The following is a 16,817-nucleotide window of genomic DNA, read 5'->3' on the forward strand; positions in this document are numbered from 1 at the left end:
CTTATTGCCTCACTTGTATCAGTACTTTTTGCTCACCCGGACTTCTTCCCAGAAAAGAAGTCCAGCCAAGCATGGAGCCACCGGAGCTAGCCAGCTGTAGCTGATAACTACTGGTGTCATCAAGAGCGAGTTCCAGGTCATAGGCCAATTGATCACGAAGAATAAACTCAACTAATTTACGCAAAGGTTCATATAGGTCGCCCGTTGGTAAAAACTGGACAAATCTTTCCCGGCTTAGTTTGCTGATACAGATAGTGAACTTTCCGCTACAGTCACGTATTGACTCTCCCAGCAATAAGCTTTCCCCAAGCAGAGCATTTCGACACCCAAGGGCAACACACTGTTCCGGTGGGATAGTCACTTTTCGTTTAACCCATTGCCAGATCTGCACATCAGTCAGGTCAAAACAGTGAGCAATAATGCCGGCAACAAACTGTGGCGAGCGACTTCTTCCTGCCAGCGTCCCCGCATAAGACAGCATCTTGCACCAGTTAATTGGCGTTTCTCCCCTTAAACGGGCGTTCCCTAACCCGACGATGGCAAACATATGCTCTGAAACCGGGTCGCCGGCATCTTGTTCAAAACGTATGTAATATCGGTACTTTCTCCATATCCGGTATAAAAGGGAAAGTAGTCTGTTATTAAAAAAATCTAAAAATGGCTGCTTTGTCCCTGGCGAGTTCTCATTAACCAACTGTTCGATGATAAAACCAGGCAGTGGCGAACATGCACCGGATAAACCCATAAAATTGGTATAAAGCAGTATACGTTCATTGCTGTCCCACTTTATTCCATGCACATCCGAAGTTGAGAATCCAAGACTTGGATTTGCACTGAATACGAGCCTGCTGTCTCTTTCCCACTCTTCTTCAGGGCTGATTGAGCTCAATTTTTGCAACAACCAAACCAACTGATAGAAGTTGTAACTTTTTACGCAAGCTGGTAACTGCGTTGTTTTTTCACTGTCTACATAAGCGGCTGTATTCCTGATTGAATTCCCCATCGGTATTTCTCATTGTTTGTCTGGTTTACCACAATAAGTTCGTGAAAAGAGTTGATACTTGCGTAAAGAGCAAAAAAGCGGCTCAACACCGTTCCGAACAGATATAGCTCTCCTTCAGATGCAAAGCCCTTTTGGTCTAAATGTATTGTTGTCTGAAGCCCTCTGACAGTCATACCCCGGATAATCTTATCCACCGGGTAGGATTCCACTTCCGATATCGCATCCAGCCTCATACGAGCCACTTTTTCCGCCTGGCGGTCAACACAAGCCTTAAAGTCATATGCCCGGAGCACACTACAGAGCGCATCTTTCGACAGCAGGGATAAATAGTTTAAGGACAGATTAGAGATCAGAGTCCATAATAGACTTCCATCCAGAACCGGCCTAACAGACTGAGTTGGCTGCAGAATATTGTGAAACTTAACTGCTGAAGGTATATCCTCGGTATACTCACAAATGTCGCCAATGCCCAACTCAGCAGGTAACATTCTGTTTGTGCAGGTAAGAGAAACAGAAACGGCTTCATCTACACCAACAGACTCAGATTCATCTCCCCGGACAAAAGATAAAAAAGTGTCATAGCCGTCTCCCCGAATGCTCTCTTTAACTCTGGAGCGGTAATATAAAGACACCCTATTGTTTGACCGCTCAACTTCATGCTGGAAGCTCTCAAACGGCAGATAGACTCTCCTTAAACCGCCAGAGTGCGCAGAATCCTTTTTCTGCTTCCACCCAATCACCTGATTTACATAAAATATTTCATAATGACTGGAAAACCGGCTTGATGGCACTATCGCATATTCTGATTTACAGCCATTAAAGTCTATCGGTTCCGCATCATGTTCAAAAAGATTGACGACAGGTGTGCAGTAAAGCTGAAAACTGTCACGGGAAACACGAATATCCGTTGGCAATGTTTTGGTAAACCGAAATTTTAAGCTGAACTCATCCTCAATTTTATTGATGTGTTGTAGCCCCGAAATATCAATAAAATAAAAAGCTTGCGGAAAATAGAGAAACTCCTGAAATATACGATACCCTTCATATACGTTTTTAGGGTATGGCAGCAATGATTCACTTTCACTAAAGCCCACCACCGAACAGACGCCATCCGGAAGCTCTGCTTCTTCTCCGTTAACCTCTATACTTATCTTTTTTAAGTGCTGATTCATCCATAGATATAGCATTTGAGCACTGTATTTATCACCACCAAGATAAAATCGCATTTTATCCATCTTTATTTTTTCACAACTCACTCCAGAATTAATCGAAAGGTTGATATTGATGCGACTAGACTCCCTTGTGTGCTCAGCATAAACCTTGCTCAAAACTATTGGATATACTTCTACATCTCTGCAGGTTTTAAATTTACACTTAGTTCCAAGTACAGGCTTACTCTCAACCGATGTTCCTCTTTGAATGATTTGATATTCACTGGTCATTTTTTCCGGTGAAAAAGCCAGAATACTCATACTGGGCACTGGCCGTAAATAATTTGGCCATAGCATATTAATAATGGAATGAGTCAGCTCAGGAAACTCATCATCAACTTTTTCCCGAAGCTTTGCACTTAAGAAAGCGAACCCTTCAAGCAGGCGTTCAACATCAGGGTCTGTCGTATTTCCATTAAGAAATCGAGCGAGTTGAGGGTATATTTCCGTAAACTCTTTCCCTTGCTCTTTGAGAAAAGTCAGCTCTTCTCTGAAGTACTTACTCTGGCTCATGCAATATTAAAAACCCGGTAATGTCTGTTTTGATCCAGTAATAAATCTATCTGAACCCTATTATCTATCGCTTCACTATTTAATGTTGCCTCTATACGAAAACCCAGAGACAAAGGGGTTAAATAGTCAGGCTCTACGTAAACCAATACATCTTTTAGTCTGGGTTCATATTTTTTCAGGCACTCAAGAATCGCGAGCTTAATCCCAACCGATAATTCAGACGACTCCATGGTTGCATCGTTAAAATCAATCAATCCCAGTTGGGGAACACTTTCAGCCTCACCCGTGCGTGAGTTTAAGATAGCGGAAACATTGCGCTTAATAGACTCAAGTATCTGCAAAGGCTCTGGCGAGTTTCTCAGTGAGGCTTTACCCGTGTTGTTTTCCAGACGTTCCAGGAAACCAACACCAAAGGCACTCTCTTCTGGTTCAATATAAGCCATTACTATGCCTGATCTAACCTGCCTACCAGAGATAACTCAAAGCTTGCTCCCATATACTTAAAGTGAGGGCGCACACAAAGCGTTACCTGATACCAGCCAGGGTTACCTTCCACATCATGAACCTCAATTCTTGCGGATCTCAGAGGCCTTCTGCTGCGAACATCTGCTGGCGGATTTTCCTGGTCCGCAACATATTGCCTGATCCAGCCATTCAACTCGCGTTCTAAATCCTGGCGTTCTTTCCAGGCACCAATCTGCTCTCTTTGCAGCACTTTTATATAGTGGGCCAGGCGGTTGATTATCATCATGTAAGGTAACTGGGTACCAAGCTTATAGTTGGTTTCGGCTTCCTTTCCCTCTTTCGTAGCAGGAAATATCTTTGGTTTTTGAATCGAGTTAGCCGAGAAAAAAGCGGCATTATCACTTCCCTTGCGCATTGTAAGGGCAATAAAACCTTCTTCGGATAATTCAAATTCCTTCCTGTCTGTAACAAGAACTTCTGTCGGGATTTTGCTCTGTAAGGCTCCCATCGATTCAAATACATGAACCGGAAGATCCTCTACTGCTCCCCCGCTCTGCGGACCAATAATATTCGGACACCAGCGGTACCTGGCAAAGCTGTCTGTAAGGCGGGTGGCAAATGCAAAGGCGGTGTTCCCCCAGAGGTAATGCTCATGTGACTGGCTTACCTCTTCAGAATAGTTGAATGACTTAATTGGGTTCTCTGTCCGGTCATAGGGCATACGCAGTAAGAATCGTGGCGCTGTCAGGCCAATGTATCTGGCATCTTCGGACTCTCTTAAAGCCCGCCATTTCGCGTATTTGGGACCTTCAAATATGGATTTGATATCTTTAATATTCGGAAGCTCTTCAAAAGACTCAATACCAAAAAACTCAGGTCCGACACTTGAAATAAATGGAGAGTGAGACATCGAGCCTAAGGCTGCCATATACTGAAGCAACTTTATATCCGGAGTTGATGGAGTAAAGGCGTAGTTTCCTATAATTGCGCCAGTGGGTTCACCACCAAATTGCCCATAACCTGCTGAATACACGTGCTTATATAGCCCGGATAAAGAAATTTCCGGGGCAAACTCAAAGTCCTCCAGAAGCTCTTCTTTGGTCACGTGCAAAATATCGACCTTGTTGTTTTCTCTGAAATCCGTTCTTTCAATAAATAGCTTAAGGCCTCTCCAGGAAGATTCCAGTTGCTGGAACTCCGGATGATGAAGAATCTCATCCATTTGAGCACTTATCTTTCTATCCAATTCAAGCAGCATCTGATCAACCAGTCCTTTATTTACCGGATCCTGAGCTTTATTTGTATCGATCAAATTGCTGATAAATGCCGCCACGCCTTTTTTCGCTATATCATAGCTCTCTTCATTTTGTGTTATTCGCGTTTGTGCCATTATTTCGTCAAGCAGACTAATCTCAGCCACCTGCGAGTTTCCTGCGATCAACTCTTTTTCAGACATGCCTGTATTCCTAACTGTTAAAATACCCATTAAAATGTTTTTAAATTTGATTCTCAGGTGTTTTATCTGATTCACCAATAAGGTTTAATTCGCTCAGTAATTGATCTCTCGACTCTTCAGAACTTAATATTTCCTGAAGGCACTCTCTAAAAGACGGGATGTTTCCTAAAGGTCCTTTTAAGGCAACCAGTGCATCTCGCAACTCTACAAGTTTCCTTAACTCAGGTACCTGATGAGCAACCGCATCGGGAGCAAAATCCTGCAGGGATTTGAAGTCTATATTCACCGTCAACTCCGCATCTTTTTCCTCAGATAGCCTATTCTTAACACTGGCTTTAAGGTTAAGAGCGCTCTCCTTCATTACTGACTCAAAGTTATTTTTGTCAATGGATACCAGCTCTCTTTCTTCTAATGCGTTTTCTTCAGCATGCCCTTTGAAGTCACCAACAATTAACGTTTTTAAAGGTAACTCAACTTCAGCCTGAGCATCGCCCGTAGCAGGAATATATTTAATATTAATACGCTCTTTAGGAGCGACACTACCTTCTTTAGACATTTAGTACTCCGATAAATTTAAGGTCGGCATTTATATTTACCAAATCAAATACTGTTTTACACCTTGACTATAAATCTATTTTTACCCTAAACCGTAAGTTTATGTCGAACACAGTCTATTAAGTCTGCGATCTGAACGAGATTAATTATAAACATAAGTGAAGCTGCATATTCTTATAAATAGTATGAACTTACCGGTGAGAATTATTACTGATAGAAAGTTCATTTATTTCTTAGAGTTCACAATTTAAACAGCGATCGAAAAATATAATACTATTTGTCAGTCATTTTATATTTTATTTGAATACAAAAGTTATTTTGTCATATCCCATTAACACCATGTATCTGGCTCAGGACAAATACCATCTTGCCTGCTCTGGGTAACGTCCCAATGCTGCTATTGCTTGCAGCATCCCCCCCGGTATACCAGATTCGTGTGTCAGGCTAAAAATGTTGCTTGGAAAATGTTAGAATCCGCCACTGCAATAAAGAAAATGATTTAAGGTCTCAAATCGAATGATTAATAACTCCATACAGTGGTTTCCGGGCCATATGCACAAGGCTCGCAAGGAAATCGAAGAGGTAGTTCCTCAAATTGATGTCATCATTGAAGTACTGGATGCACGGATTCCGTTTAGCAGTGAGAATCCAATGATCTCCGATATCCGTGGTGATAAGCCTTGTGTGAAAGTGTTGAACAAGCGAGACCTGGCTGATCCTGAGCTGACTGAACTCTGGATAGAGCACTTTGAAAAAGAACAGGGTGTCAAAGCAATGGCCATTACCACTTCCAATCCTCAGGAAGTGCACAAGATTATGGAACTGTGTCGCAAACTGGCGCCGCACCGTGAAGCCATGGGAAAAAACATCCGTACCATGATTATGGGCATACCGAATGTTGGTAAGTCCACCATTATTAATACGCTGGCAGGTAAAACCATTGCACAAACCGGTAACCAGCCAGCGGTAACCCGGCGCCAGCAACGAATCAACCTGCAAAATGGCATTGTTCTTTCCGATACTCCGGGAATACTGTGGCCAAAAGTAGAAAACCCTCATAGTGGCTTCAGGTTGGCAGCGACAGGCGCAGTGAAAGATACGGCCATGGAATATGATGAAGTTGCCTTCTACACCGTAGAATATCTGGCTAAGCAATACCCTCACCTTCTGCTGGAAAGATACCAGCTGGAGTCACTGCCAGAAACCGAGATTGAGCTGATGGAAGCGATTGGTACAAAGCGTGGATGTCTGCGTGCCGGTGGTCGTGTTGATTTACATAAGGCATCTGAAATTCTGCTTCATGAATTGCGCAGCGGCACACTTGGGAAAGTCACCCTTGAGTTACCAGAAATGATCACTAAAGAGCTGGTTGAGGTTGAACTTGAGGCAACCAGAAAAGCGGAAGAGAAAGCCAGGAAAAAAGAAGAACGGCGCAAGCGCTATTTAAAAAACAAGCGCTAAACCTGAAAGGCATCCATTTGAGAAATGGATGCCTTTTTTAATACCCGTTTTGCACCCAGATAAACTTCTTCGTAACGACTCCTGCTTTTTAACTCCCTCGCACTTAATAAAAAAAGTTTTCAGCCATTTCATATTGTCTTTACTTTGCACACTAACCGTCTGAGAACTGTATCCCCTTGCAAAGAAGTAACGCTTATAACCCTATAACAGCATGAAATTGCTGACTTTTACTCTCAGAGATAGTTTACGCCAACCAGCGACTTTTGCTGGTAATAACTTAAGGTGAAAACTATGAAGAGACTGCAAACACGGTTATCCCTGCTGACTCTAGCGCTGTTGGCAACGCCGGTTATAGCTGATGGTCACGTCGATCTGAAACTGGAAAATCTGAATAAGATCACTTTTTCCCAGCAAAGACCCGATGCCGAACTGGATGAAAAAAAAGGCGCCATTTTTGAAATCGAGCGCAATGATGAAGGCGCTTACTTTATTGGCTATATTAACTCTTTCGAAAAAGCGGAAGTCACATTAGGTGGCAAAAGCTATACCCGGATTCGTCTCCCTAATGCGTCCAGTGATGCTGAAGAAGGTGCACCAGAAATTGAGTCTTACCGGAAAATGGTTGAACTTCCGAGCAATACTCAGGTAAAGGTAAAAATCAGAGAAGAGAGCATAGTGTGGAGTGAAACATACAACCACATCCTGCTAAACCCTATGCAGCCACCCGTACCTGATGTTGTTGAAGCAGAAACCGGCTACCGCCCCGATCTGAACATGCCGTTTGTCGAGGATGAACAGAGCTACCAGCAAGAATTAGCTGAAAAGCCACTAATAGAAATAGAGCAGATCATTAAAAGCCGGAACAAAAACATCGCGGTTCTTAAGTTCAATCCGATACGCTATAACCCGCTAACCCAGGAGTTACGCATTGTCTCTCAGATCCACTTTGACCTGGTCTTTCAAAAAAGTGAATCTCAAGAAGAGAAGCAGGCTTTCAGACAGGAACAGGCTGACCACAACAGGCCTGTTCCTGTTACTGCTGAAAATGCGGATTATCTGATAGTGACCCCAAACCAGTACAGAGCCACACTACAACCATTTGTCGAATGGAAGAAAAAGCTTGGTTATAAAGTCTTTGTTGCATCGCTAAACCATACCGGAACGACTTATGACAGTATCAAGCGTTACCTGACCAACGCATACCGTGCCCAAAGAGCAACAAGGTATGTTTTGCTTATCGGAGATCATGAACACCTTCCTGCAAAGCAGATCGTCGGTCACCCATTCCATGACAATGGTGTTCCAGGCTCTCACCGCTGGCATACAGACTTTGATTACAGCCTCCTGACCGCAAATGACTACATCCCTGACGTCGCTCTTGGCAGGATGCCGGTAGATAATGCAAGCCAGCTAAAAATGCTGTTGGATCGCTCCATCAAATACCAAAAAAATCCGCCTCGTGACGGGAAATTCAACCACGCTTTGTTAGCCGGACAGTTTCAGGACAAAGCAGATAAAGAGGCGCTCGACGGCATAGCTGCACGCATGTTTATGGAAGACCTTCACCGCGCTGCAGATTTTATCGGCCCGGACTATGACTTCTTTGCCGATAGTGTAGAAAATCCGGACCCATACAATAAACGCTATCACGTTCACACGGCACTCTACTGGGAAGGAGGGCTGACAGATTCGCAGGGACTGTTCAGGGATCTGAAATACGGCGGATGGGAATACGGCAGCGGACGCGTTACGCCTCCGGAAAAAATTCCCGAAGTATGGCTGCAAATGGGTGCCGGCGACAATCAGGATATTTCCCGCATCATCAATAACGGAGTCGGTTTTGTGCTACACAGAGACCATGGTTATGGCGGCGGTAGCGGATGGGCGCACCCACACTACACTTCTGATCACACAAGATCATTAGCCAACGACCACACATACCCTTTTGTCTTCAGCCTAAACTGTGCAACCGGCTGGTTTGACGGTCAGGACTCCTTTGCCGAATCCTGGGTACTGAACCCGGACAGAGGCGCAGTTGCTTTTATCGGAGCAGCCAGAGTAAGTTATTCCGGATTTAACGACCTGTTCCATGTAGGTTTATTAGACTCGTTCTGGGAAGATTACGACAACTCCTGGCAAAGCACATTCTATGAGCCGTCCTGGCGTCCTGCCATTGCTATGAATCGTGCAAAAGAGCGGGTATTTGCTCAATATGGCTTCCAGGGAAGACCGCTGCTCACCGCAAGACTGTTTAACTATCTTGGCGATCCGGAGCTTGAGCTACGCACCAAGGCTCCGTTTGAGTTTGACGTTGACCACGAGCACACAGTAGAAAAAGGCAAGCCGGTCAATTACTTTGTCACCGTTACCTCTGCCAATGGCCCGGTTCCGGACGCTGAAGTCACAATCGCACTGGCAGACAACAACTACCAGACACAAACAACCACCAGGCTGGGTGAAGTGGTGTTCCACAACATTAACCCGAGGCAGAACTTTACCGTAACCGTAAACAAGCACAATGCCGTGCCGTATGTCTCGGAGGTCAAGCTTAAAGGTAATTCAGCACCTTCTGGTGGCAGTACAGGCTTATGGTCAATATTGTTTACAGGTTTTGCTTTAGTTGCCCGAAGAAAAGCCAGACGATAACGGTAAGTTAACCAAAACGAAAGAAGAGGTGCATATATGAGCCTCTTCTTATTGTCCACCACCTTATCTCCGCCTTGAAGTTGCCCGCAATTTTTACATGGTGGTTTCACTGCATTTCATCTCTTCATATTAGCCCCGCAGCAAAACTTCATACGACTTGGTCCAAAACATCCCTTGATAGAAGATCCTCTTATATTCACATAACAATATGAAATTGCTGACTTTTGCTTGCAGGAATAGTTTTACGCTAATCAGCAACTCGTGCTGATGACAAAACTGAGGTCCGAAATATGAATAATCTGCAAGCACGGATACCCCTGTTAGCACTTGCGTTAACAGCAATACCGGTAGCGGCAGGCAGCCATGTTGATCTGCAACTGGAAAACCGGCAAAAAATCACAATCACTCAACCCCATATCGACTTTAACTTTGATGAAAAAAGAGGGGCTATTTATGAAATAAACCGAAGCGATAACGGCGCGCACTTTATCGCCTATATAAAATCCTTCCACCGGGCAGAGGTGAAACTTGATGGTGACAAATACACCCGAATCATTCTTCCCAATGCAAGCAGCGAGTCCGAAGAGGGCTGGCCGGAAATCGAATCGTACCGGAAAATGGTTCCGATTCCGGACAACACCAGAGTTGAAATTAAAATCCAGCCAGCCAGCACTTTCTGGAGTGAAAGGTATCAAGATATAGTTCTGAGTCCACGCCAGCCTGCGGTACCTGATGTTGAAATCGAAAGCACGGGTGAGCGTCCCGATCTGAACATGCCATTTGTTAAAAACATACAGGCTTATCAGCAGGAGTTACCTGAAAAACCACTGATTGAGGTGGAAAGCATTGCTAAGGCCGGCAGCAAAAGTATCGCTGTTCTGAAGTTCAATCCAATCCGCTACAACCCGCTAACCAAAGAATTGCGCATCGCCTCTCAGGTCCATTTTGACCTGATATTTCATACAGATAACTCAGACGCGAAAAATCAGCCAGTCTATCCGGAGCAAACTGAAAACAACCGGCCGGTTGCTGTTACTGCTCAGAGTGCTGACTATCTGATCGTTACTCCCAACGAGTATGTTGCGACCCTTCGCCCCTTTGTAGAGTGGAAGAAAAAGCTTGGCTATAAGGTGTTTGTGGCTTCGCTAAACGTTACCGGATCTACCTTCGATAGTATCAAACGATACTTAACCAACGCCTACCGGGCCCGGAATGCAACAAAGTATGTCTTGCTCATTGGGGATCACGAACAGTTGCCAGCCAAGAAAATTGAGGGGCATCCATTCCATGACCATGGCAACCCTGGTTCTCATATCTGGCATACCGATTATGAATACACCCGTTTAAACGGTGATGACTATTTACCTGATGTGGCGCTTGGCAGAATGCCGGCTGACAATATCAACGAGCTGCAAATAATGTTAAACCGCTCCATCGCCTATCAGCAAAACCCTCCACGCGACGGTAACTTTGACCATGCGCTCCTGGCCGGTCAGTTTCAGGATCTGGCTAATGCTGTAGGTGAGGAATACGACGGCAAAGCAGCCCGTATGTTTATGGAAGATCTGCACCGCGTAGCTGATTTTATCGGTCCGGACTACGACTTCTTCGCAAGTACTCCGCAAAACCCGGATCCGCACAACAAAGGCTATACCGTCCATACAGCCCTTTATTGGGAAGGGGGGCTGACAAACCCTCAAACTGGTGAATTTAAAGACCTGAAATATGGTGGCTGGGGCTATGGCAGCGGACGTATTGATCCACCAGAAAAAATTCCTTTAGTCTGGAAACAGATGGGCGATGGCGATAACGCAACCATTTCACGAATAATCAACAACGGAGTGGGATTTGTCCTTCACAGAGATCATGGCTACGGCAATGGCAGTGGATGGGCCCACCCCAGATTTGTCAGCGCCCATACCGAAGCTCTGGCGAACCAGACATACCCTTTTGTTTTTAGCCTGAACTGCGCAACCGGATGGTTTGACGGCAAAGATACTTTTGCAGAATCCTGGGTTCTGAATGCGGACAAGGGAGCCGTGGCATTTCTTGGTGCCGCCAGAGTCAGTTATTCTGGTTATAACGACCTTTTCCACGTCGGTCTGTTTGATTCTTTCTGGGAAGAGTACGACAGCACATGGGAAAGCGCTGCATATGAGCCATCATGGCGTCCGGCTGTTGCAATGAACCGCGCTAAAGAACGTGTTTATGCAACCTATGGTACCACCCAGCCAAAACCCTTACTAACCGCAAGACTGTTTAACTATCTTGGCGATCCGGAGCTTGAGTTGCGAACTAAAGCGCCTGAAGAGTATGACGTTGAATTTGAACGCAGAGTAGAAAAAGGTAAACGTGCTAACTACCACGTAAACGTCAGCCGAAACCGAAACCCGGTACGGGATGCCAAAATCACCATAGAGCTGGCGGATAACAACTTTAAAACAGCGACAACCGGGCAAAATGGTCAGGCTGTATTTATGAATATCACTCCCACAAGAAACTTCAACCTGACCGTAAACAAACACAATGCCGTTCCTTTTACTGCTGAAGTTGAAGTCTTTGAGCGTCCTAAGCCACCAGTGCAGCCTCCAAGACCACCTGTGCAACCACCAGTACAGCCGCCGGTGCAACCTGTTTTAGTTCCACCTCAGCCCCCAAGGCAACCTGTTATACCACCAGCTAAGCCACCAAGGCAGCCGGTGTTAGCACCTCAACCACCCGTAACAACACCTGTTCAGCCTCCAAAGCAACCGGTAGCGTTTCCTAATTCACCAACTCCTACACCGGCAAAACCTAAAGAGCCTCCAGGTACCGCCCCTGCAGCTGCTGGCACAGGAGTCTGGTTTATTCTTCTGACAGGCATAACCGCTCTGCTTCGCAGAAAAAATCGCCGGTAAGCCCGTAACTTAAAGCATGTATGATAAAGCCTCTGTTAAATAGAGGCTTTTATTCCATATAAGGTTTATTAATTATATATGCGACAAGTAACACAGCAGATAAGTCTATTAGTTTGAAGATGATCCTATTTTCAATGCAACCATTTGAACTTAAACAGCATCATTATTATTAGTTTCATAAGGAAATTAATCCACATGCATAAGTGAGGCTTAAGATGATAAAAAGCACGGATATCGTCGACATAAAATATTTAAAAACATTTCACAAAGTAAGTGAGTGTAAAAGCTTTTCCGATGCTGCCGAGTCCCTATTTTTAACTCAACCAGCCGTATCACAGCATATAAAGAAAATTGAAAACTCAATAGGTTTTCCTGTCCTGGAGCGAGGCCGGGAGATAAAGCTAACCAAAGAGGGAAAAGTTCTTCTTAAATATACAAAAAAAAGCATAGAACTGCATAAGAGGCTGCTATATGAACTTAGCAACGACAGTAGCAACCAGCATTACAAAATCGCCATATCAAATAAATTTTGTATAAAAGTAGCTGGAGCTCTTTACAACCTGCTCATCGATATTGTTGATAAAAACCTTATTATTACTCACTTTGATGAAGAGAGTGAAATTAACATTAATGAATATGACATCGTACTTGGTCTTTTAAACGCACCGGATAAAGGTGGGTGCCTGGTAAAAGCGGAAGATCCCAGATATAGCCTGTTCTTTTCATTTGATAAGGACTCTAAGCCTAAAAAAGTGGTACACAGCACAGAACTTAGCTATCTAAAAGCGAAACAGCTGATTGAATTTAATGGTATAGATACCAGTCAGATTACCAGTTGGATCGGTGCTGATACATCGCTTTATATGCATCAGCAAGCCAAAAGTGACGATACTTTGGTTATTTGCCCCTGCTGGAGTATCTGTGACTCTCCATATAACAAGATAGCAACCCAGGAGTGTATAAACTGTTATGCATGGTGCAGTGACTACCTGGTAGAACTACTGCAGGAAAAAAACCTTGATGATGAACTCAGGAAAATGCTGATCAAGATGACCAGTCACTCATGCTGTATTAAACACAGATAGGGTTCAAAATGAGCGCGGTATTTCTTCCTAACCCATTAAAAACGACAACATTATCCCCGATAAACCGGCAGCACCAATAGGAACACCAAAGGCAACACCTGCCTTATTGGCGTTCTTCAATCCACCGTGGTAAATAACCGTCGCAATTATCTGAATAATTGCGAATACTGCTCCAATTAATAAAACAGCCGGGTATACCTCTGGCTTAATCGCTACACTATATGCAAAAAGCAGTTTTGCATCACCAGCGCCCCACACCCCAATTAAAAACAAAACGACGCCCACAACTAATATAGAAAGTGCATAAGGCATAGTGTGTATAAAGTCACCACCAGAAACTGCTAATACTAGCGAACCGATCAGGACTGCAATAACTTGTTTATTTGATATAGTACGATTTCTTATATCATTAAAGCAGACTCGTAGCGTCAGGATCGTGATCGCAAATATAATAAGAATCGACAAATAGGTAGTTAGCATAAAAATCCTTAAGTTAATCGCTAAGTCAGCAATTCTAATACAATTTAAACCATTTAAGAATAATAAATCAGCATTTTTATTATAAAAAAGTTAACTAATAACTATTGGTTATAGCTCCATAAGCTTATGAAATTGTATTCCACACGTATGAAAAATATATTGCAATTTCCAATGACAATGAGGAAAACCATTATGTTGCACACAATTTCAACGTCCATATATATCAAAACAACTGAGTCTATCCGTAGCTTTATTCACAACGAACGCGGTGTAACTGCTGTTGAATACGCGATTATTGCGGTTGCTATGTCGGGAATCGCGCTGACATTTGTTAACCAATCTGGTGTAAAAAGTGCTATATCAAACATGGCGACAACCATCAGCAACAACCTAACTAACGCTCAAAATTAACTAACGCGCTTCTACCTGGAGCATCAATACCATGCTCCGGGTATTTTGTCAGAGAGCATGATATGAGTCGTCCTATATTATTCCTATTTATCGCAGCAATCACTTTAACCGCCACTTTTTATCTAAAAGATGCCCTGTTTTCCAATTCAGAAGTAGTGGTGGAAGAACAGGCTGAAGAACAGATCCGAATAGCGTTACTAACCCAATCTGTTTCCAGAGGGCAAGTTGCTCGTCCGGAGCATGTTTCGTATAAAACAATACCTGTTAGCACTGCTAAGCAAAAGGGTTACCCGCTAGAGAAAAGCCCGGCTCTTACTCCTGTTACTCGCTACCGACGCGATTTAAGCACCGGGGATGCACTAATAGCGGAGTTTATTGCAAATCCTGATGATGATGAATATGCACTTCTGGCCTTAAAAAAAGGACATATTCCTTATTTCTACAAAACGCAAAGCAATAGCTTTATTGACTCCCTGCCCCTGAGATCCGGAGATAAAGTCAGTTTCCTTTCTACTACATCTTCTCAGTCAAATATTCTTGAAACTGGCTACTCAGATATTGCTGATATTACGGCGCAGATAATTATTAACGATACCGATGTTCTTCAGGTTATCCGGCCAGATGAAGACGCTATCGAATTAGCTCTCGAGCAAGGAGAGAAACCCGAGTACAGCGTTGTAGTAGCACTATCCATTGAAGAAACGCTACTTCTGGAAATGGCACAGAAAGTTGGAGATGTAACCATGGTGCCGGCTAAGTTGGCACAAACATATCAATCAGTCCGAAGCAGTGATCTTATCGAAGGACAACATGGCGTGCGCGAATTAAGAGCAGAGGTTAAAAAATGATAAGCAGTAAATTAAGCAAGTATATTTTAATCTTAACTATGGTTTTTCCTCTAACTGCAAACGCTGCAACTCAGCTAAATTTGAACGAAGGCGGAGCAAAAACCATCAAAGTAAATCGCAATATTGATACTGCCTTTACCTCAAATCCGAAAGTTGCTGACTATAAAGTTATTGATGAAACCAGAATCGTTGTCTATGGCAAAAACGCAGGATTAGCCAGTGTCATTATCTATGACCGGTCAGGTAATGAGGTTTATAACGCAGAAGTCATTGTTAACAAAAGCCTTCGTCACGTAAAGCAAGTACTTGTCGCGCACTTTCCTGGCGAGGAAATAGACCTTAGCAATGCTGGTAACCAGGTCGTGCTAGAAGGAACGGTAAGCAGTGAAGAAATAAAACGACAAGTCGAACGGTTTGTCGGTGAGGCATTAAATCAAGAGGTATCAGTTAACGAACCTGCTGTACCTAGCAAGGACGCAGACTCCTCCGGTTCCCTTTTCTATGCAGCTTCATACAATTACGCTGGTGTAATCAATAACCTGAAGGTACTCACAACAAATCAGATCAATGTGAAGCTGACTGTAGCCGAAGTTTCCAGTTCTTTCCTTAGTCAACTCGGTGTCTCTTATTCTAATACCGGTGTAGCCGGGAAATTTAAGATCACTCAGCTTGTGGATATAACCGCGTACGACATAGTAGGACTTATTTCTGCCAAGGACGATGATCGTATAGGGCAAGTGCTGGCAGAGCCGAATCTATCGGTAATTTCCGGCGAAACCGCCAGTTTTCTGGTAGGTGGAGAATTACCAATGGTTATCAATGGTAAAAATGGCCCCGAATTTCAATTTAAAGAGTATGGCATAAAACTCTCCATGGTAGCGAAGGTGTTGGATGTAGAAAATATCCGCCTGTCTCTGTTTCCTGAAGTGAGCTCCATCGACGAATCACGAAGTGATAGCAATGCTTTTTATACTCTCCCATCACTAAGGACCCGCAGGGCTCAGACTACCGTTCAGCTAAAAGATGGACAAAGCTTCGTTCTGGCCGGGCTTCTGACTACCGAAGAGCGAGAGTCTTTGAGCAAAATTCCCATCCTTGGAGATATCCCACTGCTCGGAGCGCTGTTCAGTCACTCTTCTACCGACAGAACAAAAACCGAATTAATAATTGTTGCAACCGTAAATCTGGTTGAGCCGCTGGAAAGCGAAAAAGTAAAACTTCCACGCTTTCAGGCAACCAGCGATCTTGAACGTCTGCTAAGAATCGACTTATCCGGAGAACAAAGTCAGGAGCTGGAGATGACCATTCACGAGGGAGGATTTAACTAATGAAAAAGCTACTGCTCCTTGTATTAGCAAGCCTGGTAACCGGTTGTGCTCATAACCCTGAAAATGTAACCAAGCTGACTGAGTTAGAAGAAGTTTTTGAGTTCAATATCATCGATACTGATATTGCGCAAAAGCGCAGCCATGATTTTATATCCGATGTCTACAAGCGCCAGCCTAAGGCAAGTTTTGATATACGGTATCAACCTGATGCCAGCGAGTTTGTAGATACTTTAACAACTCATATGAAGCACATCGGCATTCATCCAGATCGAATTAATCTGTCAATAGAGTCCGGCGAATCAAACAAGCAAATATCGATTGTATCCAGCTATATACATATCCAGGATAAGAACTGCGGCACCATGTATTTTGCCAAATCTAACCGTTACCCATTTGGTTGCGTTGTCGAATATAACCAGACAAAAATGCTGGCTTCACCAGAAAAACTAAAAAGGTGA

14 protein-coding genes are annotated in these 16,817 nt (G+C 43.8%); 8 read left to right on the top strand and 6 right to left on the bottom strand.

All coding sequences use genetic code 11. From position 1 onward, the window contains the following. Position 1 precedes the first annotated feature (1 nt). From tssG to tssB, 5 genes are read right to left on the bottom strand one after another with little or no spacing between them, the layout of a single operon-like run. A complete protein-coding gene (gene tssG, locus L3Q72_RS16920) occupies positions 2–1,003 on the bottom strand; it encodes a type VI secretion system baseplate subunit TssG (protein ID WP_275133336.1) in 1,002 nt (333 codons plus the stop codon). Continuing rightward, entirely contained in the window at positions 967–2,727 is a 1,761-nt protein-coding gene (gene tssF / locus L3Q72_RS16925; protein WP_275133337.1) for a type VI secretion system baseplate subunit TssF, read from the bottom strand. The genes tssG and tssF overlap by 37 nt, the downstream gene beginning before the upstream one ends. Beyond that, entirely contained in the window at positions 2,724–3,170 is a 447-nt protein-coding gene (tssE, locus tag L3Q72_RS16930) for a type VI secretion system baseplate subunit TssE (RefSeq protein WP_275133338.1), read from the bottom strand. The genes tssF and tssE overlap by 4 nt, the downstream gene beginning before the upstream one ends. 2 nt (positions 3,171–3,172) lie before the next feature. Then, positions 3,173–4,648 carry a type VI secretion system contractile sheath large subunit gene (tssC, locus tag L3Q72_RS16935; RefSeq protein WP_275133339.1) on the bottom strand — a complete coding sequence of 492 codons (1,476 nt, stop codon included), beginning with the start codon at positions 4,646–4,648 and terminating at the stop codon, positions 3,173–3,175. A 40-nt stretch (positions 4,649–4,688) separates the two neighbouring features. Then, entirely contained in the window at positions 4,689–5,204 is a 516-nt protein-coding gene (gene tssB / locus L3Q72_RS16940) for a type VI secretion system contractile sheath small subunit (RefSeq protein ID WP_275133340.1), read from the bottom strand. Positions 5,205–5,719: 515 nt separating this feature from the next. Between tssB and ylqF the strand changes: the two genes are divergently transcribed. From ylqF to L3Q72_RS16960, 4 genes are all read left to right on the top strand, one after another. Then, positions 5,720–6,664: a ribosome biogenesis GTPase YlqF gene (gene ylqF / locus L3Q72_RS16945; protein WP_275133341.1), complete on the top strand. Its 945-nt coding sequence runs from the start codon at positions 5,720–5,722 to the stop codon at positions 6,662–6,664. A 291-nt stretch (positions 6,665–6,955) separates the two neighbouring features. Then, a complete protein-coding gene (locus L3Q72_RS16950) occupies positions 6,956–9,310 on the top strand; it encodes a C25 family cysteine peptidase (protein WP_275133342.1) in 2,355 nt (784 codons plus the stop codon). Positions 9,311–9,600: 290 nt separating this feature from the next. Next, complete coding sequence (locus tag L3Q72_RS16955; RefSeq protein WP_275133343.1) at positions 9,601–12,207, top strand: C25 family cysteine peptidase; 2,607 nt, start codon at positions 9,601–9,603, stop codon at positions 12,205–12,207. A gap of 215 nt (positions 12,208–12,422) precedes the next feature. Further along, entirely contained in the window at positions 12,423–13,292 is an 870-nt protein-coding gene (locus L3Q72_RS16960) for a LysR family transcriptional regulator (protein ID WP_275133344.1), read from the top strand. A gap of 27 nt (positions 13,293–13,319) precedes the next feature. On the opposite strand, the gene L3Q72_RS16965 is transcribed toward L3Q72_RS16960, so the two are convergent. Further along, the gene (locus L3Q72_RS16965; RefSeq protein ID WP_275133345.1) at positions 13,320–13,772 is read right to left on the bottom strand and encodes a prepilin peptidase; all 453 of its coding nucleotides are present in this window, start codon (positions 13,770–13,772) and stop codon (positions 13,320–13,322) included. A 192-nt stretch (positions 13,773–13,964) separates the two neighbouring features. Here L3Q72_RS16965 and L3Q72_RS16970 point away from each other — a divergent pair, with 192 nt between their 5' ends. The 4 genes from L3Q72_RS16970 (at position 13,965) to L3Q72_RS16985 (ending at position 16,817) form a co-directional block, all read left to right on the top strand. Next, positions 13,965–14,183 (top strand): Flp family type IVb pilin, encoded by a 219-nt coding sequence (locus tag L3Q72_RS16970; RefSeq protein ID WP_275133346.1) that lies wholly within the window; start codon positions 13,965–13,967, stop codon positions 14,181–14,183. A gap of 62 nt (positions 14,184–14,245) precedes the next feature. Continuing rightward, positions 14,246–15,031, top strand: a complete 786-nt coding sequence (locus tag L3Q72_RS16975; protein ID WP_275133347.1) for a pilus assembly protein CpaB — start codon at positions 14,246–14,248, stop codon at positions 15,029–15,031. Next, the gene (locus tag L3Q72_RS16980) at positions 15,028–16,359 is read left to right on the top strand and encodes a pilus assembly protein N-terminal domain-containing protein (RefSeq protein WP_275133348.1); all 1,332 of its coding nucleotides are present in this window, start codon (positions 15,028–15,030) and stop codon (positions 16,357–16,359) included. The genes L3Q72_RS16975 and L3Q72_RS16980 overlap by 4 nt, the downstream gene beginning before the upstream one ends. Continuing rightward, positions 16,359–16,817, top strand: coding sequence for a hypothetical protein (locus L3Q72_RS16985; RefSeq protein WP_275133349.1), 459 nt, complete (start codon positions 16,359–16,361; stop codon positions 16,815–16,817). The genes L3Q72_RS16980 and L3Q72_RS16985 overlap by 1 nt, the downstream gene beginning before the upstream one ends.

Source organism: Vibrio sp. JC009 (assembly GCF_029016485.1).
Classification (GTDB): domain Bacteria; phylum Pseudomonadota; class Gammaproteobacteria; order Enterobacterales; family Vibrionaceae; genus Vibrio.

Coding starts and splice junctions, on each gene's coding strand:
- tssG (WP_275133336.1), bottom strand. CDS start 1,003: ATGGGGAATTCAATCAGGAATACAGCCGCTTATGTAGACAGTGAAAAA.
- tssF (WP_275133337.1), bottom strand. CDS start 2,727: ATGAGCCAGAGTAAGTACTTCAGAGAAGAGCTGACTTTTCTCAAAGAG.
- tssE (WP_275133338.1), bottom strand. CDS start 3,170: ATGGCTTATATTGAACCAGAAGAGAGTGCCTTTGGTGTTGGTTTCCTG.
- tssC (WP_275133339.1), bottom strand. CDS start 4,648: ATGTCTGAAAAAGAGTTGATCGCAGGAAACTCGCAGGTGGCTGAGATT.
- tssB (WP_275133340.1), bottom strand. CDS start 5,204: ATGTCTAAAGAAGGTAGTGTCGCTCCTAAAGAGCGTATTAATATTAAA.
- ylqF (WP_275133341.1), top strand. CDS start 5,720: ATGATTAATAACTCCATACAGTGGTTTCCGGGCCATATGCACAAGGCT.
- L3Q72_RS16950 (WP_275133342.1), top strand. CDS start 6,956: ATGAAGAGACTGCAAACACGGTTATCCCTGCTGACTCTAGCGCTGTTG.
- L3Q72_RS16955 (WP_275133343.1), top strand. CDS start 9,601: ATGAATAATCTGCAAGCACGGATACCCCTGTTAGCACTTGCGTTAACA.
- L3Q72_RS16960 (WP_275133344.1), top strand. CDS start 12,423: ATGATAAAAAGCACGGATATCGTCGACATAAAATATTTAAAAACATTT.
- L3Q72_RS16965 (WP_275133345.1), bottom strand. CDS start 13,772: ATGCTAACTACCTATTTGTCGATTCTTATTATATTTGCGATCACGATC.
- L3Q72_RS16970 (WP_275133346.1), top strand. CDS start 13,965: ATGTTGCACACAATTTCAACGTCCATATATATCAAAACAACTGAGTCT.
- L3Q72_RS16975 (WP_275133347.1), top strand. CDS start 14,246: ATGAGTCGTCCTATATTATTCCTATTTATCGCAGCAATCACTTTAACC.
- L3Q72_RS16980 (WP_275133348.1), top strand. CDS start 15,028: ATGATAAGCAGTAAATTAAGCAAGTATATTTTAATCTTAACTATGGTT.
- L3Q72_RS16985 (WP_275133349.1), top strand. CDS start 16,359: ATGAAAAAGCTACTGCTCCTTGTATTAGCAAGCCTGGTAACCGGTTGT.